The organism is Ruegeria sp. H9 (assembly GCF_056532915.1).
The window spans coordinates 1,385,475-1,403,766 of record NZ_JBQFNX010000001.1; the positions used below are offsets into that span (position 1 = coordinate 1,385,475).

20 protein-coding genes are annotated in these 18,292 nt (G+C 56.5%); 10 read left to right on the forward strand and 10 right to left on the reverse strand.

What is annotated here, in order from left to right; translation table 11 throughout:
- Positions 1 to 24: 24 nt before the first annotated feature.
- Both ACR0CZ_RS06630 and trxB read right to left on the reverse strand, forming a co-directional pair.
- A complete protein-coding gene (locus tag ACR0CZ_RS06630) occupies positions 25 to 483 on the reverse strand; it encodes an RES family NAD+ phosphorylase (protein WP_170392389.1) in 459 nt (152 codons plus the stop codon).
- Between the two features lies 1 nt (position 484).
- Positions 485 to 1,426: a thioredoxin-disulfide reductase gene (gene trxB / locus ACR0CZ_RS06635; RefSeq protein WP_170392387.1), complete on the reverse strand. Its 942-nt coding sequence runs from the start codon at positions 1,424 to 1,426 to the stop codon at positions 485 to 487.
- A 227-nt stretch (positions 1,427 to 1,653) separates the two neighbouring features.
- Here trxB and ACR0CZ_RS06640 point away from each other — a divergent pair, with 227 nt between their 5' ends.
- Positions 1,654 to 2,154, forward strand: a complete 501-nt coding sequence (locus ACR0CZ_RS06640; protein ID WP_170392385.1) for an Lrp/AsnC family transcriptional regulator — start codon at positions 1,654 to 1,656, stop codon at positions 2,152 to 2,154.
- Between the two features lie 118 nt (positions 2,155 to 2,272).
- Here the strand turns inward: ACR0CZ_RS06640 and ACR0CZ_RS06645 are convergent, their stop codons facing one another.
- The 4 genes from ACR0CZ_RS06645 to lgt form a co-directional block, all read right to left on the reverse strand.
- Entirely contained in the window at positions 2,273 to 3,055 is a 783-nt protein-coding gene (locus tag ACR0CZ_RS06645; RefSeq protein WP_170392383.1) for a Hint domain-containing protein, read from the reverse strand.
- A gap of 723 nt (positions 3,056 to 3,778) precedes the next feature.
- On the reverse strand, positions 3,779 to 4,537 hold the full coding sequence (gene pgeF, locus ACR0CZ_RS06650; RefSeq protein ID WP_170392381.1) for a peptidoglycan editing factor PgeF: 759 nt from the start codon (positions 4,535 to 4,537) through the stop codon (positions 3,779 to 3,781).
- Complete coding sequence (locus ACR0CZ_RS06655) at positions 4,534 to 5,601, reverse strand: SAM-dependent methyltransferase (protein WP_170392379.1); 1,068 nt, start codon at positions 5,599 to 5,601, stop codon at positions 4,534 to 4,536. The genes pgeF and ACR0CZ_RS06655 overlap by 4 nt, the downstream gene beginning before the upstream one ends.
- Positions 5,598 to 6,485: a prolipoprotein diacylglyceryl transferase gene (gene lgt, locus ACR0CZ_RS06660; protein WP_170392377.1), complete on the reverse strand. Its 888-nt coding sequence runs from the start codon at positions 6,483 to 6,485 to the stop codon at positions 5,598 to 5,600. Before lgt ends, ACR0CZ_RS06655 begins: the two co-directional genes overlap by 4 nt.
- A 97-nt stretch (positions 6,486 to 6,582) precedes the next feature.
- On the opposite strand from lgt, the gene ACR0CZ_RS06665 reads away from it, so the two are divergent.
- From ACR0CZ_RS06665 to ACR0CZ_RS06685, 5 genes are all read left to right on the forward strand, one after another.
- A complete protein-coding gene (locus tag ACR0CZ_RS06665) occupies positions 6,583 to 6,831 on the forward strand; it encodes an accessory factor UbiK family protein (RefSeq protein ID WP_170392375.1) in 249 nt (82 codons plus the stop codon).
- A 314-nt stretch (positions 6,832 to 7,145) separates the two neighbouring features.
- Positions 7,146 to 7,646, forward strand: a complete 501-nt coding sequence (locus ACR0CZ_RS06670; RefSeq protein WP_010441802.1) for a type III secretion system chaperone family protein — start codon at positions 7,146 to 7,148, stop codon at positions 7,644 to 7,646.
- Positions 7,647 to 7,679: 33 nt separating this feature from the next.
- A complete protein-coding gene (gene proC / locus ACR0CZ_RS06675; protein ID WP_170392373.1) occupies positions 7,680 to 8,495 on the forward strand; it encodes a pyrroline-5-carboxylate reductase in 816 nt (271 codons plus the stop codon).
- Complete coding sequence (locus ACR0CZ_RS06680) at positions 8,488 to 8,826, forward strand: tRNA-binding protein (protein ID WP_170392371.1); 339 nt, start codon at positions 8,488 to 8,490, stop codon at positions 8,824 to 8,826. Before proC ends, ACR0CZ_RS06680 begins: the two co-directional genes overlap by 8 nt.
- Positions 8,826 to 9,776 (forward strand): 2-hydroxyacid dehydrogenase, encoded by a 951-nt coding sequence (locus ACR0CZ_RS06685; RefSeq protein WP_170392369.1) that lies wholly within the window; start codon positions 8,826 to 8,828, stop codon positions 9,774 to 9,776. Before ACR0CZ_RS06680 ends, ACR0CZ_RS06685 begins: the two co-directional genes overlap by 1 nt.
- Here ACR0CZ_RS06685 and ACR0CZ_RS06690 read toward each other — a convergent pair.
- A complete protein-coding gene (locus ACR0CZ_RS06690; RefSeq protein WP_170392367.1) occupies positions 9,773 to 10,351 on the reverse strand; it encodes a thymidine kinase in 579 nt (192 codons plus the stop codon). The genes ACR0CZ_RS06685 and ACR0CZ_RS06690 overlap by 4 nt on opposite strands.
- Before the next feature lie 355 nt (positions 10,352 to 10,706).
- Between ACR0CZ_RS06690 and ACR0CZ_RS06695 the strand changes: the two genes are divergently transcribed.
- The gene (locus ACR0CZ_RS06695) at positions 10,707 to 11,168 is read left to right on the forward strand and encodes a hypothetical protein (protein ID WP_170392365.1); all 462 of its coding nucleotides are present in this window, start codon (positions 10,707 to 10,709) and stop codon (positions 11,166 to 11,168) included.
- Positions 11,169 to 11,289: 121 nt separating this feature from the next.
- On the opposite strand, the gene ACR0CZ_RS06700 is transcribed toward ACR0CZ_RS06695, so the two are convergent.
- Entirely contained in the window at positions 11,290 to 11,889 is a 600-nt protein-coding gene (locus ACR0CZ_RS06700; RefSeq protein WP_480503532.1) for a hypothetical protein, read from the reverse strand.
- Positions 11,890 to 12,046: 157 nt separating this feature from the next.
- Positions 12,047 to 13,171, reverse strand: a complete 1,125-nt coding sequence (locus ACR0CZ_RS06705) for a beta-ketoacyl-ACP synthase III (RefSeq protein ID WP_170392363.1) — start codon at positions 13,169 to 13,171, stop codon at positions 12,047 to 12,049.
- A gap of 154 nt (positions 13,172 to 13,325) precedes the next feature.
- Here ACR0CZ_RS06705 and ACR0CZ_RS06710 point away from each other — a divergent pair, with 154 nt between their 5' ends.
- From ACR0CZ_RS06710 to ACR0CZ_RS06720, 3 genes are read left to right on the forward strand one after another with little or no spacing between them, the layout of a single operon-like run.
- Positions 13,326 to 13,793 (forward strand): MarR family transcriptional regulator, encoded by a 468-nt coding sequence (locus ACR0CZ_RS06710; RefSeq protein WP_170392361.1) that lies wholly within the window; start codon positions 13,326 to 13,328, stop codon positions 13,791 to 13,793.
- Positions 13,790 to 14,827 carry an efflux RND transporter periplasmic adaptor subunit gene (locus ACR0CZ_RS06715; protein WP_170392359.1) on the forward strand — a complete coding sequence of 346 codons (1,038 nt, stop codon included), beginning with the start codon at positions 13,790 to 13,792 and terminating at the stop codon, positions 14,825 to 14,827. Before ACR0CZ_RS06710 ends, ACR0CZ_RS06715 begins: the two co-directional genes overlap by 4 nt.
- A gap of 10 nt (positions 14,828 to 14,837) precedes the next feature.
- Entirely contained in the window at positions 14,838 to 17,879 is a 3,042-nt protein-coding gene (locus tag ACR0CZ_RS06720; RefSeq protein ID WP_170392357.1) for an efflux RND transporter permease subunit, read from the forward strand.
- On the opposite strand, the gene ACR0CZ_RS06725 is transcribed toward ACR0CZ_RS06720, so the two are convergent.
- Positions 17,880 to 18,290, reverse strand: coding sequence for a VOC family protein (locus ACR0CZ_RS06725; protein WP_170392355.1), 411 nt, complete (start codon positions 18,288 to 18,290; stop codon positions 17,880 to 17,882).
- Positions 18,291 to 18,292 lie beyond the last annotated feature (2 nt).

The window sequence follows — 18,292 nt, forward strand, 5'->3', positions numbered from 1 at the left end:
GGGTGCCGGTCAAGATAGGCGCGGTCACCTTTCGGGGAACCAGTCGCAGGGGGCACCTGCGGTTTGTATCATCTGGTGTTCTGCGTTGAACAACACCAAATGGCTCAGTTTAGGACGCGAGCGCGAACTGTATAGCAGTCCATCCGCGCCGTATGTGCGGGCCTTGTCCGAAAATCGCCATGTTGGAGAGGGTATGCCGGTTGCCCGCATGTCTTGCCAGACGATCGAGGCAGAAGGTTGCCCCCGCAAATCCAATACTTGCGCCTTGGATATCTTCAAGCGATGGATCGTCCGTGGAGGGTCGCACTGCGAGACATAGCGCCGAATGGCGATCCCGGCCCCTTCAGCGCTAAGCGACGCATAAAGCGCGAATTGGCCAGAATGATGAAACCGTCCTTCGGGGGCACGGGCCGATGAGAGCGGGTCACCCGATTGGGTGCGGAACAGAATTCTCCAGACGAGGCCGGAGAATTCTGTGATCATCTTAGTCGTTCTCCGCCAAGAATCGTTCTGCATCCAGCGCGGCCATGCAGCCCATACCGGCGCTTGTCACAGCCTGACGGTATACGTGGTCGGTCAGGTCTCCGGCAGCGAAAACTCCCGGAACCGAAGTTTGCGTCGTGCCCGGCTTGGTCACGACGTAGCCACCCATGTGGGTTTCCAGCGTATCTTTGACCAGCTCATTTGCCGGAGCGTGGCCGATAGCGACAAATACGCCTTTGCACGGAATCTCCGCGATTTCGCCGGTCTTTACATTCTTGACCTTGACGCCTTCCACACCCAGTGGGGCATCGGTTCCGATCACCTCATCCACTTCGTGAAACCAAAGCGGCTCGATCTTTTCGTTCTTGAACAGCCGATCCTGAAGGATCTTTTCAGCTCGCAACTCATCGCGGCGGTGGATCAGAGTGACTTTGCTTGCGAAGTTGGTCAGGAACAGCGCTTCTTCTACGGCAGTATTTCCGCCGCCGATCACAACGATTTCCTGACCGCGATAGAAGAAGCCGTCACAGGTGGCACAGGCTGATACGCCAAACCCTTTAAATTTCTCTTCCGAGGGAATGCCTAACCACTTGGCTCGTGCGCCCGTAGCCAGAATCACCGCGTCAGCGGTGTAGACGGTGCCACTGTCGCCTTTGGCTGTGAAGGGACGCTCGCTTAGATCGAGATCGCTAATGATATCGCCGATCACTTCGCATCCCATTGCCTTGGCGTGGTCCTGCATCCGAACCATCAGGTCTGGACCTTGAACCTCGGTGTCACCCGGCCAGTTTTCCACCTCGGTTGTGGTGGTCAGCTGCCCACCGGGTTCGATACCCTGCACCAGGATCGGTTCCAACATGGCCCGGCTTGCATAAACGCCCGCGGTGTATCCTGCAGGTCCCGACCCGATGATCAGAACCTTGGTGTGTCGTGTTTCGGCCATGGTATCCTCACTCAAACTGCCTCGGCGGACGTGTTGTCCGGTGCGGATCGATATAGCGACCGCAGGGCAGGGCTTAAAGCCCCTTCATATTGCAGGTCCGTGATGTGCCTAGTGTTTGGCTTTGCGGCCAATTATGTATCTGAAATAACGAAAATTGCGTGGCTGTGAAATATTATTGCGCCTCCCGGGGCTGCTGATATAACAACTGAAAAACTCAGGAGCATTCGATGGTCACGACCCGGTTGGATGAAATCGACCGCAAAATTCTTGCGGAACTGCAGGCCGATGGCCGTATGACCAATGTTGAGCTTGCCAAGCGCGTAGGAATATCCGCTCCTCCTTGCCTGCGACGGGTGCGGACGCTGGAAGATTCGGGGTACATTCGCGGCTATCATGCCGAGGTGAACGCCCGCGAGCTTGGGTTCGAAGTGCAGGTCTTTGCCATGGTCGGACTTGAAAGTCAGGCTGAATCCGAACTCAGCGCTTTTGAAGACCGGTGTCGGGAATGGCCATTGGTTCGCGAATGCCACATGCTGAATGGCGAGGTTGATTTCATCCTGAAATGCGTCGCGCCGGATCTCAGCAGTTTTCAGCAATTTCTGACAGGCGAGTTGCTGACCACGCCAAACGTGGCCAGCGTCAAGACTTCGCTTGTTATCCGAGGCGCAAAAGACGAGCCAGGCGTACCATTTGACGTACTGGAAGACCGGATGAACCGGACGGCCTGAACCTACCTCTTGTTTGATCCACAGGACAGGGTGGCAGCATCGCTGCCAGTGCAAGGGTTAAAACCCAACTCAGTAAAATCTGCATAATGCCCCACGCTTGCAGTAATAGTTAACCAGTTCACGCTGTCATAGCGTCAATTTCACCATCTCCGGCTCTTGGCAAGAGCAACGGCCCAAAATCATTCAACGATTCGATATGTGAGAATAGATTCAAATAGATCGAACGCAAAGAGTGACTGATCATTCGGACCGCGTTGATGCCCGGATGATAGGTCTCGAATTGCAGGCCATCGACCCGAATCACGGAATGCCGGGCGACACAGATATGAAACAGCTCGACCGGAGTCGGTGGCAGCGTTTCAATGATACCCATTCCATCCTGAAACTCACTGACGGGTGTCAGCATGGGCTGCCCGCCGTTCAAATGACGCATGTGCGTAGGCGTACCCAGCAGACGTGCGGCGGGGCCCGTGATGACGCCCGACATCGGTTTTTGCATCCCGAACGTGTCGGCCATGATCCGCGTCAGTGGCCGGGTTCGCCCGCGCGTATCCTCGCGTCCGGGAATCAGTGTGACAGACCCTTTCCAAAGCACGGTTTCCGATGATCCATCCTGAGTGAGGACGTCATCACCCGGCAGCAGATCTTCGATCGCCATCTGGCCTTGCGGCGTCTCGACCAACGATCCGCGTGTGAACGCGCAGAACGCATCTTCAAACATCGGCAAGGCTGGTGCGATATGGCGCGTCTGTGAAATATCCCCGTTTTTCAACAGACTGCACACTTCATAACGTCGAAGCTGTGCTTTTTGCTTTGTCGCGGGACGAGGCGCATCGCGCAATAGCGCTGACGTCTCGACCGCGTTTCTGGCAGCGCGGGCCAGAGAATTTGGAATAGTCATGGTATTCCGTCCCCTCTAAATTCCGTCCGACGGCTTGAACCCCCGTGCAATATCGCCGGACGACCTTGTTCTTTGTCTGTAATCAGATGGGTAAACACAGGCCGGTCGCCGCGAATGCACAGCGCCGCATCAGAAAACACCAGTGTTTTGGTCAAGTTCTTGACCCCCCAGACAAACTCGTAAACCGCAGGCTGCAATTGCCTGCACACACACGCTCCGAACCCTGGTCGCAGTCCTGATTGCGACCCCACACACCGAACCGGAGCTTCATCCGGTATGCGTTTGCCCTCCGAGACCGGCAGCTGGTCTCTTGGGGTTGCTGTGTCAGCGTCGCGCCGCCAGACGGCGTGCAACTCTGACTGAGTGACTTGAAACCCGCTTCCAGGGCATTTCTGGTTCTTGATCCCTGACAGCCGCAAAAACGGCGCTGAGAAAGCGTGATTTCGATTTCATATCCATTGTCCTGCTTCGATAGGGCGGTCGCCCTGTTCCCGTTTATGAAGCCAATGTGACGCTGATTTGCGGCGCCTATAAGGCTGATCCGGGTTGAATTGAGGACAAATTGAAGGTTTCAGGTACCTCTTAGTTGCTTCCGCCCATGCCATGACGACCCCACTTGGGGTAACCGTCTGTGCATTGGCGAAAATTTGAGACGATTCTGACTCTGATAAACACAAGAAATGTGGCAGAAGCTGGGCAAAGCTGCCTTAATCTGGGCCAGATTTACAACCTGATAGCGGAAATCAATCTGCCGTAGTCGGCCTCTTTGGCATGGGTCGAGCGCCGGTAGGAATAAAACCTGTCGGGGTCGGAATAGGTGCAGTGACGGACCCACTCGGCCTGGCCGATACCAGCTTCGCGCAGACGATGCAGGCCAAAGGCGGGCAAGTCGAAATGCATCCGGTCACCTTTGCCATTTGCAAAAAAACGCGCGTTCTCTGGCGTGTCAGCAAGGAAGTCGTCCAGAAACTCTGAGCCGACCTCGTAAGCGCGTTGTGAAATCGTGGGGCCGATTACGGCAACTGTGTTATCCCGGTTGGCTCCGAGCGCTTCCATCGCGTCCAGTGTTGATTCCAGCACACCATCCAACGCGCCGCGCCAACCGGCATGTGCGGCCCCGATCACATTTGCGTCAGGATCCGCGAACAGCACTGGCTGACAATCAGCAGTTAAGATTGTAAGCGCCAAACCCGGCGTTGATGTGACAACCGCGTCAGCTTTGGGTTTGTCACCCGTCATCGGACCATCGACTGCAATCACGGTCGGAGAATGCACTTGATGCACACCGATCATCGCCTCAGGTGCCACTTCCATCGCGTCGGCGACGCGCCGACGGTTCAAAGCTACGGCCTCAGTCAAATCTGTCGACCCGGTTCCGCAGTTGAGTCCTTCGAAGATACCAGAAGATGCGCCACCGCGGCGGCTGAAGAACCCGTGTCGTACGGGGGACAGCATGTCTGAGGTAATGATTTCCAGTGTCATGGTTCCAGTCCCGGTGGCGGCGTGGCGTTTGGCGGATAAAGGCCCAGTACTTTGAACAGGTTTCCCATTTCGTCGGGGTGCGTCAACCGTCGATGTGCAGTGACCAGCGTCTCAAGCTGTGACCCGCTGAGAGGGGCGGCAAGCGATTGCGCGCGCGCAGTGATCCCGAGCCGTTCAAGAAACACCCCCTGCGGGGTCAGTTTTGTATATGCGCAGCCCGAAGCATGAGACGCCTTCGCCAAGACCTCAAAGTCGACGTGTGTGGTCAGATCCGCCTGACCAGGCTGATCCAGGGGATCGACACGTTCATGCGCTTGCAACGCCTGCAATGTGTCGCCAAGCGAGCGCCAGTCACCATAATCGATGATCAGCGCGGCTCCGCCGTTACGAGCGATCTGCCCGGCAACAGAGTACATAATGGAACTGGCAGCAGCGCACAGTTCTACCAGATCTCCGTCCTGCGTATCCTCGACACGTTCGCTGAGCGCAGCTTGTGCCGATTGCGCACCAAGACCGAACGCAAGCGATGCACCATATTTGCCAACTAACCTCTCGCGCCAACCTTCGCCTTCGCGCAGGAACTGGCGGATGGGCAGGGCGTCAAAGAACTCGTTTGCCACGAGAAACAGAGGAAGATCTTCAAAATCAGAAATTGCCTCGATCCACTGAGGTTCATACCCTTGCAGTGCCTTGGCTTGTACGTCGCGCAAAACAGGTGAAGCTTCGAGCAACGCGATCTCGGCCGCTTTGTGAAAGCCAGGCACACTCTGAGTGGCGCGCAGGATGTCTGCCATCAGGGTGCCACGACCAGGGCCAAGCTCGGCCAGAACAATCCGTTCAGGTTTGCCTTGCTCTAGCCAGGATTGCGCCAAACACAACCCGATAAGCTCCCCGAACATCTGAGTGATTTCAGGCGCTGTAATGAAATCGCCCTGAGCGCCCAGCGGATCGCGGGTTGTGTAGTATCCATGTTCCGGATGCATCAGACACTCGGTCATGTAGTCAGCGATGGTCATAGGGCCATCATTCTGGATGCGCAGGAGCAGACGATCCTTCAGGTTCATGATCTGCGTTGTGCCCGAAATGCGAACCAAAGGCCAAGTGCAATCATTGGTAGCGACAAGAGTTGCCCCATCGTCAATCCATATCCACCAACATGCCACGCCAGCCCTAGCGGATTCCCGGGCGATACAAATTGCGCATCGGGTTGACGGAAGAATTCGACAAAAAACCGCGATGGGCCGTAGCCAGCCAGAAATACGCCCATAACTAGACCTGGTTTTCGAAACGCGCCGCGCCGGTAGGCCAGCCATATCAGAATCGCCCCGAGGATCAGACCCTCAAGTGCTGCCTCATACAGTTGCGAAGGGTGGCGAGCGCACATCCCGGCAACAACGCCGGGACAATCCTGGGCCGCAGTTCCGGGAAAGATCACCGCCCATGGCAATTCGCTGGGTCGACCCCAAAGCTCGGCATTGGTGAAATTCGCCAATCGTCCCAGCAACAACCCGGGCGGCACTGTGTAGGCAACCAGATCACCCAGCGAAAGAATCGGTATAGCGTGGCGCCTGCCGAACAGATACGTGGCGATCACCACGCCCAACAGGCCGCCATGGAATGCCATGCCACCCTGCCAAACCATCAGAATTTCCAGTGGATACGCAAAATAATATGCGGGTTGATAGAAAAGGACGAACCCCAATCGACCACCAAGAATTACACCCAGTATGATCCAGGTGACCAAATCCTCAAGCTGATCGGGTTGCATCGGAGGTGTGTCATTAGCCCAAAGCACTGGCCGCCTAAGCGCCATCAGCGCCATGCGCCAAGCAATCAGGATGCCAACGATATAGGCCAGCGCATACCACCTGAGCGCAAACTCTATCCCGAACAGAGAGATAGAGAAAATTTCGGGTGACAGATCGGGGAAATTCAAAACAGCCTGCATGTGCGTCTCATTGCCCGGGGTTTGCGTGGCAAGTCAACCTTGAGCCCGGGCCAATCTTTACCCATATAGAGAGCAATCGCGAAATCGGAGAAAGCCCATGCAAACCCGTAACAAGATTCTGGACGATATGTCTCAACTGATGACCAATGCCATGGGTGTGGCGCAGGGGGCACGAGAAGAGGCCGAAAATGCGATGAAATCAATGGTGGATCGCTGGCTGGCCGACCGGGATTTCGTAACCCGTGAAGAATTTGATGCTGTGCGTGCCATGGCGCAGAAAGCGCGCGAAGAGAACGGTGCACTTGAACAGCGAATTGCCGCGCTCGAGGCGAAGCTGGACAAGTAACGTCCGCAGGAATTTAAGATTTTGGGTAAAAGCGTCCGCCGCGCAATCCGAACTTGGATTGTGCGGTGTTGTGCATTTTGCCGCTCTGCAGAAATTTATCAAGACAAAGCTGCATCCAATGCCAATATTTTGATCGGCGTTGCCAACTGTCCACAACTTATTGCTGTTATCCCCAATAAATAGGGTTGCCAGAGCTGTGCTCACATCGCACCATATTTAGTACAGGCAGACTGGGGAAGCCCGGCTTGTAGAGCAGGCAACTAGCGCTGGGGCGCTGCCAGCCCCAAAATGCTAGAGATTAGTGAGGTGGCATTATGGCCCTTTCCGAGCAGTATCTCGAAGAAGACCTTCATCCGATCGACATTGTTGAACATCTTGCAGAACATCACGACTGGGATTTTGACCGGATCGGGGATGATCAGATTGCCATGGCTGTCGAAGGACAGTGGCGCACATATTCGATAACTTTGGCCTGGTCGAATTACGATGAAACGCTCCGCATGGTGTGTTCCTTTGAGATGGAGCCTCCGGCCGAGCGCGAAACCGAGCTTTATGAGCTACTGAACAAGATGAATGATCAGTGTTGGGCCGGGGCGTTTACCTACTGGGCCAATCAGAAATTGATGGTCTATCGCTATGGTTTGGTGCTGGCCGGTGGTCAGACGGCCAGCCCGGAACAGATCGATACCATGATCACCGCAGCGGTACTGAGCGCTGAGCGCTACTACCCCGCGATCCAACTGGTGACCTGGGGCAACCGAGACCCCGAAGAGGCGATGCAAGTCGCCATTGCAGAGGCCTACGGCCGCGCGTAAAGCTTTGCCCCGAACCATAGGGGAGGGGCAATCATGGATATCTCGCGAGTTGCGGAACAGGGGCTTGTGCTTCTGGGATGCGGCAAGATGGGCTCGGCGATGCTTGCAGGCTGGTTGGAACATGGCCTTCCTGCCGCATCGGTCTGGGTGATTGACCCCTATCCCTCGGATTGGCTGAAGGCGCAGGGCGTCAACATCAACACTCCTCTCCCCGAGGCACCCGCAGTTGTACTCGTAGCGGTCAAACCACAGATGATGGGCGAAGCCCTGCCAGCCATTCAAGCGCTGGGCGATGGTGACAGTCTTTTCATATCGGTCGCGGCAGGTACCTCACTGGCCACCTTCGAAAACGTCCTCGGCGCGAACACACCGATCATCCGTGCGATGCCAAATACGCCTGCGGCGGTTCGGCAGGGGATCACGGCGCTGATTGGGAATGCCAACACCTCGGACGCGGATATCCTACTGGCTGAAGACCTGCTTTCGGCCATTGGTGAGACGGTTCGATTGGATGATGAGACGCAGATGGATGCCGTCACCGGGGTCAGCGGTTCGGGCCCGGCCTATGTATTCCACCTGATCGAAACACTGGCGCAAGCTGGCGAAGCGCACGGCTTACCGCCGGAACTGGCGATGAAGCTAGCCAAATCAACCGTCGCTGGGGCAGGGGCGTTGGCGATGGCCGCTGACGAGCATCCGTCTCAATTGCGGGTCAACGTCACCTCTCCCAACGGCACCACTCAGGCCGCACTGGAGGTGTTGATGCATGAAGAAGCGGGTTTCCCAGACCTGCTACATCGTGCCGTCAAAGCTGCAACCGACCGATCCAAGGAGCTGTCTCGTGAGTGAGATTTCATTCGACGAATTTCTCAAAGTCGACATTCGTGTGGGTGAGGTGATACGCGCCGAGCCGTACCCGGAGGCCCGCAAGCCCGCGATCAAGCTGTGGGTCGATTTTGGCGATGAGATCGGTGAGCGCAAAACTTCAGCCCAGATCACCGCGCACTACGATCCGGCGACGCTGGTGGGCAAGCAGGTGATGGCCGTGGTCAACTTTCCCCCGCGCCAAATCGGTAAATTCATGTCCGAGGTATTGGTGTTGGGTCTTCCTGACGAAAACGGTGAGATCGTGTTGATAGGCCCCGATGGCGCTGTGCCCATCGGTGGAAGGATGCATTGATGAAACTGCTGATTGCCCGACCGATGACTTCGGCTGTCCAAGTGCGCGCCCGTGCCGAATTCGATGTGGAAATCCGCAGTGAAACCACGCCTATGACGCATGATGAAATGTTGCGGGCGCTGACTGAATTTGACGTCGTGGTCCCAACCTTGGGCGATCAGTTTTCGGCAGAGATCTTTGCTCAGGTGCCAGAGCCTTGCTGTAAACTGCTGGCAAATTTCGGAGTTGGTTACAATCATATCGACGTGGACGCCGCACACGCTGCCGGGGTAGCGGTAACCAACACTCCGGGCGCTGTCACCGATGCCACCGCCGATATTGCCATGACTCTGTTGCTGACGACGGCCCGCCGTGCAGGCGAGGGAGAACGGTTGGTCAGGTCAGGCCAGTGGCAGGGGTGGCATCCGACACAGATGCTGGGCCACCACGTGACCGGCAAAAAGGTGGGCATCGTTGGAATGGGCCGCATAGGACAGGCTATTGCTCGGAGGTGTCATTTCGGATTTGAAATGGCCGTCGCCTATCAATCACGCAGTCCAAAACAGCTGGACTTCCAAGCAGAGTACATCCCTGAACTCAATGCATTGGCTGCGGCAGTGGATTTTCTTGTCATAGCCGTCCCCGGAGGAGTTAAAACACGACACTTGGTCAACGCGCAGATTTTGGCTTCGATGAAGCCCTCGGGCATTGTGATAAACATTGCGCGCGGTGAAGTTGTGGACGAAGCCGCCTTAATCCAAGCGCTTCATGCGGGTCAGATTGCTGGCGCTGGGCTGGATGTCTACGAGTTCGAGCCCAAGGTGCCGCAGGCCTTGTGTGACATGGAAAATGTGACTCTGCTGCCCCACCTCGGCACCGCGACCGAAGAGGTACGCACCGATATGGGTCACATGGCGTTGGACAATGTCGCGGCGTTCGTGGCCGGGCGAACGTTACCCAACCCGGTTTAGGAACCCACCGCGTCGCGCCAGTGTTTGCGGCAGAGCGAGACATAAGTCTCGTTCCCGCCAATCTGGACCTGCGCCCCTTCGGTGATGGTGTTTCCGTTTTCATCCTGACGAATCACCATCGTCGCCTTGCGCCCGCATTCGCAGATGGTGCGTACTTCGCGCATCTCATCGGCCAGAGCCAACAATGCTGCCGACCCGGGGAATAGTTTACCCTGAAAATCCACCCGCAACCCGTAGGTCAACACTGGGACCTTCAGATCATCTACGGCGCGCGCAAGTTGCCAGACCTGCTCTTCCGAAAGAAACTGGGCTTCATCAATGAATACGCAGGCGATGCCTCCTTGTGCCAGGCGGTTTTCGATCATGGCAAACACATTGTCGTCGGGACGAAACCTGTCCGCTCGTTCCGAGATTCCGATTCTTGATGCGATCCGCCCCTCACCGGCGCGTCCGTCAATGGCGGCTGTCATCAGGTAGGTATCCATGCCGCGTTCGCGATAGTTATGCGAGGCCTGTAGCAACACGGTCGATTTGCCCGCGTTCATAGTCGAATAGTTGAAATAGAGCTTTGCCATGCCGTGGGTCTAATTCGCATGTGCTGCCTGGGCAAGACGTCTCATGGGGGTAAATCGACGCCACCATCGCTACAGCTGAGGTTGAGCAAATGCTCTTGGGGATGGATTACCTCGCCTTCGCGACAGCGGCGTCGTCGGCCTACAAGTGGCCTATACAATGCAAGGCTAAAATCCTGCCCCGCATACACTCTTTACCGGCTCGAACAGCCGCCACTCACTCACAAAATCCCTGCATATCTGAGGGATAGTCAATTATTGCCATTTCAATTATGAATCGAATATGGGAAATTTCCCTACCCTTTCCCCCAGCATGGACAGGCAGAGGGGCCAGGGCGCAGGTAACAAGGGTAGCAAAATGGCAGATATCGGGGCCTATCTGAAAAAGCATACCGAAGCATTGGTTAAGGATGTCGGAATCGAAGCAGCGTGCGAGATCACCGGGAAATCCAAAGCCACGCTTGGCAGGTACTATTCAGACAACGCAGAACATTCTGACCGGTTCATGCCGGTGGATGCTGTTGCCCGGTTGGAAAACGCGGCTGCCTATCCGCACGTGACTGCGGCATTGGCGGATTTGAAGAATATCACGCTTTCTTACGATGGACGAAACTCGGACAGCCCACGTACGGGCGGGGTAAATTCCGATGTCATTGCGCTGAGCCAGCGGTTTGCCATGCTGATGACGGAATATCAGTCGGCGATAGAAGATGGCATCATCACGGTGAACGAGGCGAAGCGACTGTTGAAAGAAACCAGTATGCTGCAGCAGGTGCTGATTGAGATGAAGCTGCATCTGGAAGAGGAAAGCGTTAGCTGACTGTCCCGCACAGGGCAAATGGGAGAGCGCTATCTCGGTAAGTCGTCCCCATTCGTGACCAATAATGGGACCTGTGCCACTCGCGAGGCACAGATCCTTTCATTTCTGTCTTGGTTTCGGGCTACTTTTTACCCTTTCCCCCGCCTTTTCCGGGCTTGTCACCTCCCTTGCCACCGCCTTTTCCGGGCTTGTCACCCCCGTGGTGACCACCTTTGCCACCGCCTTTACCGGGTTTGTCACTTCCGCCGTGGCCACCTTTGCCTCCACCGTCGCCTGGACTGTTTCCGCCATCACCCGGATCACTACTGCCGCCAGAGTTTCCTCCGCTGTTGCCTGGGCTACCTCCACTGTTGTCCGAACTTCCGCTTCCGTTTGCGTCACCCGAGTTGGAGGATGGATCGCTGCTGCGATCTTCCCCGGCATTCGTGTTAGAGATCGATGCTGTGGGCAGATCGCTCAATAGCTGGGTCAGCCCGGGACATTGCGCCGAAGTGTTCTGCAGAATCGAAGCAAAATCAGATCGTGTTTGCAGATGTGATACAAATCCTCGCGTTACCTGCGAACAGCCGCAGAGCGTGTCAAAATCGCCTTCATTGGCAGCAACACGCGCGGTGTTGACTGTACAGGTTTGCGGTTCTGCGATTGCCGCGCCGGTCGCCATGACCCCAATGAAAGGTGCAGCAACCAGCGCGGCCAGTCCAAAGCGAATATTATTTCCCATAACAGCGGGCTCCCATAACTACATCACTCGGATGCACAGGGCATCCGGGTTTCGATGTGTCGGTCAGAGATGAAGGAGCGGTTGAGCCCGTCTGAATAATTCTTGAGAAAGCGGTTTGGTCTTGCAGCGATTCCAGCAGCGCAGTTAAGGCGCGCGCTTATTGATGCCGTTTGACGATCACAGATCCCACCGAATACCCGGCCCCGAACGAGCAAATCAGGCCCACATCGCCCGCATCCAGATCATCGGAATGCTTTGAGAAGGCGATAATCGACCCGGCGGATGAGGTATTGGCGTAGTCTTGCAGAATGTTGGGTTGCTCACCCGGTTCAGGTTCGCGCCCTAGAACCTTCTTACCGATGAAGTCGTTCATCGTCTTGTTGGCCTGATGCAGCCAGAGGCGTTTTAGATCATCACTACTGATGCCCTCTGTCTCCATGTGGTCGCTGATATGTTTACTGACCATGGGCAGGACCTCTTTGAACACCTTGCGACCATTCTGCATGAACTGCATGTCGCGGCGATCTACCAGACCATCGGGGCGTGAACGGCGGAGGAAGCCGTTATTGTTGCGGATATTGTTTGAAAACGCAGTTGCGCACCGGGTCGATACTATCTCGAAATGTGGGCCTTGGGCGTCTTCGATCCGCTCGATCAGAGTAGCGGTCGCGACATCGCCAAATATGAAATGGCAATCCCGGTCGCGCCACTCGAGATGACCCGAGCAGATCTCGGGGTTGACGACCAGCGCCGCCCGGACCGAGCCCGAGCGCACCATATCCGCCGCCGCCTGAATGCCGAATGTGGCCGAGGAACAGGCCACGTTCATGTCAAACCCGAATCCGCTGATCCCCAGTGCCTGCTGAATCTCGATCGCAATTGCAGGATAAGCACGTTCATGGTTCGAGGCGGCGCAGATCACCAAATCGACATCCTCGGCGCTGCGCCCCGCTTGTGCTAGCGCCTTAAGGCTCGCATCCACCGCCATCTCGGTCATGATCCCAGGCTCGTCGTCGCTACGCTGGCGCAGCGCGGGATGCATGATCTCGGGGTTCAAAACACCGGTCTTGTCCATCACATACCGGTTTTCGATCCCTGATGCCTTCAGGATGAACTCTTCCGAGGAATGCTGCATCGGTTCCATGTCGCCCGCTGCAATCGCATCCGCGTTTTCGACGTTCATCCGGTCGGCATAGGCATTGAACGCTTCCACCAATTCGGCGTTGGTGATGATGTTTTCTGGTGTATAGACACCAGTCCCGGTGATGGCAGGAGTGTACATGGCTGGCCCTGAGTTCATGATCTGCACAAAATGCAGTCCCTATTAGTATTGATCAAGATGTGTTGACCCAAGGGAATGCATCGCCCCTCGCTTCATAACTTGAATAGTTCAAAATTCGAAGTATATTTCGCCGCGACTCGCACGGAAAAGATTCATGTCAGACGATATCAGCATGCGGTTAGGACGCCTCAGCCCTGAGATTCAGGCGATGATGGGGGTCTACGCGCTTTATTGGAAACTGGAAGAGAGCTTTGACAGCATCGAAACAGACCTGAGCCATCAGGAATGCCACATGCTAATCAAGCTCGATGCGCCCAAACGTATGGGAGTGCTGGCCGCAGATATGTTGACAGTGCCGTCAACGATTACGGCGACCGCCGATGCACTTGAACTGGCGGGGCACCTGACCCGACAGCGTGATCCCGAAGACCGTCGCGCCTGGCTTTTGGTGCTGACCGAACAGGGCGAAGAGGCCCGCAATATGCTGGTGGCCGTGGCGGGTGAGCTTTTCCACAGCGCATCGGGTCTGAACACCGAAGAAACCGCCGAGTTCGCACGGCTGGCTCACAAAATCCGTGACAACATTCTGAAAACCGGAATTCCCGAGGGATTGACGAAATGAAACTCCTGACCTCTGTTTGCCTCGCACTGTCCTTGTTGACTGCGCCTGCCATGGCGCAAGAGCCTGCCAAGCCTGTGAAACTGATGCAGGTAAGCGAAACCTCTCCCGGCTTTTCGCGCCAATTCTTTGGTCGGATCGCCGCTCGTCAGACCGTTGATCTGGCGTTTCAGGTCGCAGGGCAGATCGTTGAGATGCCTGTGACCGAAGGCTTTGTAATCCCAAAGGGTGAGTTGATTGCCCGCCTCGATCAGGAACCGTTCGAACTGCAGCGCGACCGGACGCGCTTGCAAAAAGATCAGGCGGATCGAACACTCGCCCGCCTGTCGCGTCTGCGTGGAACCGCAGCCAGCCAGGTTGCCGTCGATGATGCGGAAACAGCTGCGCAATTGGCTGCGATTGCTGTTCGAGATGCAGAATATGAGTTGGAGCATGCGACGCTGACCGCTCCGTTCGACGCGCTGGTTTCAAGCCGTGCAGTTGAGGCGTTTACAACTGTTTCTGCGGGTACTCCGATCGTGCGGATTCACGATATGTCTGAACTGCGTATCGAGGTGGATGTGCCCGAAATCCTATTTCAGCGGTCCGGACAGCAGGACGACATCACGATTACTGCCAAGTTCCCTGTCAGCGATGAGATCTTTCCGCTGGAAATAAGGGAATTCGATGCTGAATCCTCAAGCGTGGGCCAGACCTTTCGCATCCAGTTCGGTTTGACACCGCCCGAGGGATTGCAGATTCTTCCCGGTTCCTCCGTGACCGTCACGGTGCAGGTGCAGGATGAACGCACCGGTATCATCATCCCGCCAACGGCTGTAGTTGCTGATGCCAGCGGCGCGCTGGGCGTTCTGGTCTTCTCGCCTGCTGGCGCCGACGAAGGCACCGTCCGCCGGGTTCCCGTGACTGTTGAACCTACGCAGAGCGGTGATGTCCGCGTGCTCACCGGCCTGATGGATGGAGACGAAATCGTCGTCGCCGGTGGGGGTGCATTGTCCGATGGTCAAACTGTCCGCCGCTTTGTCGGCTTCTCGAACTGAGGGCGGTTTCATGAGCATCGCACGCGCTTCGATCGACCGGCCTCTCTATACGTGGCTGTTCATCCTGATTGCCCTGTTCGGCGGCATTTGGGGTTTCACGTCGCTAGGTCGCCTTGAAGACCCGGCCTTCACCATCAAACAGGCGGTGATCGCCACGCAATACCCCGGTGCGACTGCCGAACAGGTGGCGCTGGAGGTTTCAGAACCGCTGGAATCTGCCATTCAGCAGATGGGCGAGGTGGATGTCATCACCTCGGTCAACCAGCCGGGACAGTCGCTGATCGAGGTTGAGATTAAATCCACCTATGACGGCAGTGAGTTGCCCGACATCTGGACCCGTCTGCGCGCCAAGGTGCGCGATGCAGCACGCGGTCTGCCTTCGGGCGTGGGTGCGCCTTATGTGAATGACGGGTTCGGGGATGTGTTCGGCCTGTTCTATGCCGTTACGGCAGAAGGGTTTTCTGACGCCGAGAAGCACGAACTGGCGACCTTCCTTCGCCGCGAATTGCTGACGGTAAGCGGTGTTGCAGATGTCGAGGTTCAGGGTTTGCCGGATGAGGCGATCTTTATTGAGCCGGACCTGTCGATCTCGGTCAATCAGAACGTTCCGCTGCAGGCGATCAACGAAGCTATCGCAAACGCGGACTCTGTCAACGCCTCGGGTTCGCTGCGATCCAATAGTGACCGCACCACGATCTTGACGGCCGAGGGCTCGGACAGCGTGTCGGCGATCGCCGGCCTGTCGGTTGGATCGCAGGGGCAGGTGATCAATCTGTTTGATATGTCAGATGTCTATCGCGGGCGGCAGAATGATCCCGATATCATGATCCGATTCAACGGCGCTGAAGCTTTCACGCTGGGTATCGCTGGGCTGGCCACTGAAAACATCGTCGAAGTCGGGCAGCGTGCAGATGCCAAACTGGCCGAACTGGATTCCGAAATCCCCTTTGGTGTCGAAATCCTGCCCATCTATCAGCAGCATGTTGTTGTCGATGAGGCCTCGAACGCCTTCCTGCTGAACCTCGCCATGTCAGTCAGCATCGTGGTTGCGGTTCTGGGCATTTTCATGGGCTGGCGCGCCGCAATTGTCGTTGGGTCCACCTTGTTGCTGACCGTTGTGGGTACTTTGCTCTTCATGTCGATGTTCTCGATCGAGATGGAACGGATCTCGCTGGGCGCTCTGATCATCGCCATGGGGATGCTGGTCGACAACGCCATCGTGGTGGCCGAAGGAATGCAGATTTCGATGTTGCGGGGAAAATCCTCGCGCGATGCTGCGGAAGAGGTTGCGTCAAAAACGCAGATCCCACTTCTGGGCGCGACGGTGATCGGGATCATGGCTTTCGCCGGGATTGGGCTCAGTCCTGACGCGACCGGGGAATTCCTGTTCTCGTTATTTGCCGTGATCGGCATTTCACTACTGCTGAGCTGGGTTCTGGCCATCACGGTGACACCTTTGCTTGGGCACTATTTCTTCAAGCAGGGCAAAGAGGGTGAGGTGGATGCCTATGGCGGCATCCTGTTCCGCGTCTACGGTGCAATCCTGAACTGGGCGCTTCGGTTCCGATGGCTGGTAGTGGCCGGGTTGATCGGGGTCACAGTCGTCTGTTTTGCGGGCTTTGGACTGATGAAACAGCAATTCTTCCCAAACTCGAACACGCCGTTGTTCTTCGTGCACTACAAGCTGCCACAAGGCACGCCGATCGCCCGCACGGCGGAAGATATGGCCGTATTCGAGGACTGGCTGGCCGAACGTGATGACGTCGTCTCGGTTGCAACATTTGTCGGGCAGGGGGCCACGCGGTTCATGTTGACCTACGCTGCCGAGAAGCCAAACCCAAGCTATGGACATATGATCATCCGCACCGAGGCTTTGGACGACATTCCTGCCTTGCAAGCCGATCTTGAGGAGTTCGGTTCAGCCCAGTTCCCCGAAGGCGAGTTCCGAACCAAACGCCTGATTTTTGGTCCCGGTGGCGGCGATCCAATCCAGGCTCGGTTCTCGGGTAGTGATCCGGTTGTTCTGCGTCAACTGGCCGAAGAAGCAGTACAGCGCATGTCAGCCGCATCTCCGAATGCGCTGCATGTGCATCACGACTGGCGTGAGCAGGAATTGGCCGTGCAGCCGATCTATGCCACGGAGCGCGCCCAAACAGCAGGCGTATCGCGCGAAGACATTGCGGCTACGTTGCAATTTTCGACCGATGGCATCACGGGCGGCGTTTTGCGCGAGCGAGACCGCCAGATCCCGATCATCCTGCGCCGCCCGGCGGATGGAGACTATTCGATTGTAGATCAGGTAGTTTACTCCGATCAGTCGGAACGTTTCGTTCCAATCGAGCAGATGGTGGACGGCTTCGACTACAAGGCGCTCAATACGCTGGTTCATCGCCGTGACCGGGTTTTGACCATCACCGTTGGCGCAGACATCCCCCCTGACATGACCGCCGCGCAGGTCCACTCCGAAGTACGCAGTGCCATTGAAGCGATGGAACTGCCGATCGGCTATCGTATGGAATGGGGGGGCGAGTTCGAGGATTCAGGCGACGCGCAGGCCAGCCTTGGGCGGCAGTTGCCGCTGAGCTTGCTGATTATGGTGTTGATTTCCGTATTGCTGTTCAATGCTATCCGGCAACCGGTCATCATCTGGCTATTGGTCCCGATGTCCGTAAATGGCGTGGTTATCGGTCTGCTTGGAACAGGCCTGCCCTTCACCTTCACAGCTCTGTTGGGGCTGTTAAGTCTGTCAGGGATGCTGATCAAGAACGGCATCGTACTGGTCGAAGAAATCGATCTGGTCCGCGCCACTGGCAAAGCCCTGCGTCCTGCGATTGTTGAAGCCTCTGTCTCGCGTCTGCGCCCGGTAATGTTGGCGGCGATCACGACGATTCTGGGGATGGCACCGCTTCTGACGGATGCGTTCTTTGTGTCAATGGCAGTCACAATCATGGGCGGTCTGGCCTTTGCCACGATCCTGACCATGGTTGCCGCACCTGTCTTCTACATGTTGTTTTTCAACCGTGAAGAAAAGCGACGTCTGGCTGCTGGTTGATCATCCGCCCGAATCCTCCTTTGGATCATAATGGTTATAAAAACAGGATAGCTTGTTGCCATCGGGGTCGCGCAGATAGGCCACATAGAATCCGGGCTCGTAATGGGGGCGGACACCAGGTTTGCCTTCATCTGCACCGCCGTTTTTCAAACCCGTGGCATGGAAACGCCGGACCTGATCGGCACTTCTGGCGGGAAAGGCGATCATCGTGCCATTGCCGGTACTGGCGGGGGCTCCGTCAAAAGGTTTGCAGATCCAAAACCCGGTGCCGCTGTCGGGGTCGGAACCCCATCCGGCCCAGTCATCAATCCAACCGGGCAGGCGCGGCTGGCCAAGAACCGCGAAGATCGCATCATAAAAGCGGATGGCCCGAGGCAGGTCGTTGCTTCCGTATGTGGTGTAGAGGTCCATGA

Bases quoted from the DNA above. Each gene is read 5' to 3' on its own strand.
- ACR0CZ_RS06630 (WP_170392389.1), bottom strand. From the start codon at position 483: ATGATCACAGAATTCTCCGGCCTCGTCTGGAGAATTCTGTTCCGCACC.
- trxB (WP_170392387.1), bottom strand. From the start codon at position 1,426: ATGGCCGAAACACGACACACCAAGGTTCTGATCATCGGGTCGGGACCT.
- ACR0CZ_RS06640 (WP_170392385.1), top strand. From the start codon at position 1,654: ATGGTCACGACCCGGTTGGATGAAATCGACCGCAAAATTCTTGCGGAA.
- ACR0CZ_RS06645 (WP_170392383.1), bottom strand. From the start codon at position 3,055: ATGACTATTCCAAATTCTCTGGCCCGCGCTGCCAGAAACGCGGTCGAG.
- pgeF (WP_170392381.1), bottom strand. From the start codon at position 4,537: ATGACACTGGAAATCATTACCTCAGACATGCTGTCCCCCGTACGACAC.
- ACR0CZ_RS06655 (WP_170392379.1), bottom strand. From the start codon at position 5,601: ATGAACCTGAAGGATCGTCTGCTCCTGCGCATCCAGAATGATGGCCCT.
- lgt (WP_170392377.1), bottom strand. From the start codon at position 6,485: ATGCAGGCTGTTTTGAATTTCCCCGATCTGTCACCCGAAATTTTCTCT.
- ACR0CZ_RS06665 (WP_170392375.1), top strand. From the start codon at position 6,583: ATGCAAACCCGTAACAAGATTCTGGACGATATGTCTCAACTGATGACC.
- ACR0CZ_RS06670 (WP_010441802.1), top strand. From the start codon at position 7,146: ATGGCCCTTTCCGAGCAGTATCTCGAAGAAGACCTTCATCCGATCGAC.
- proC (WP_170392373.1), top strand. From the start codon at position 7,680: ATGGATATCTCGCGAGTTGCGGAACAGGGGCTTGTGCTTCTGGGATGC.
- ACR0CZ_RS06685 (WP_170392369.1), top strand. From the start codon at position 8,826: ATGAAACTGCTGATTGCCCGACCGATGACTTCGGCTGTCCAAGTGCGC.
- ACR0CZ_RS06690 (WP_170392367.1), bottom strand. From the start codon at position 10,351: ATGGCAAAGCTCTATTTCAACTATTCGACTATGAACGCGGGCAAATCG.
- ACR0CZ_RS06695 (WP_170392365.1), top strand. From the start codon at position 10,707: ATGGCAGATATCGGGGCCTATCTGAAAAAGCATACCGAAGCATTGGTT.
- ACR0CZ_RS06700 (WP_480503532.1), bottom strand. From the start codon at position 11,889: ATGGGAAATAATATTCGCTTTGGACTGGCCGCGCTGGTTGCTGCACCT.
- ACR0CZ_RS06705 (WP_170392363.1), bottom strand. From the start codon at position 13,171: ATGTACACTCCTGCCATCACCGGGACTGGTGTCTATACACCAGAAAAC.
- ACR0CZ_RS06710 (WP_170392361.1), top strand. From the start codon at position 13,326: ATGTCAGACGATATCAGCATGCGGTTAGGACGCCTCAGCCCTGAGATT.
- ACR0CZ_RS06715 (WP_170392359.1), top strand. From the start codon at position 13,790: ATGAAACTCCTGACCTCTGTTTGCCTCGCACTGTCCTTGTTGACTGCG.
- ACR0CZ_RS06720 (WP_170392357.1), top strand. From the start codon at position 14,838: ATGAGCATCGCACGCGCTTCGATCGACCGGCCTCTCTATACGTGGCTG.
- ACR0CZ_RS06725 (WP_170392355.1), bottom strand. From the start codon at position 18,290: ATGGACCTCTACACCACATACGGAAGCAACGACCTGCCTCGGGCCATC.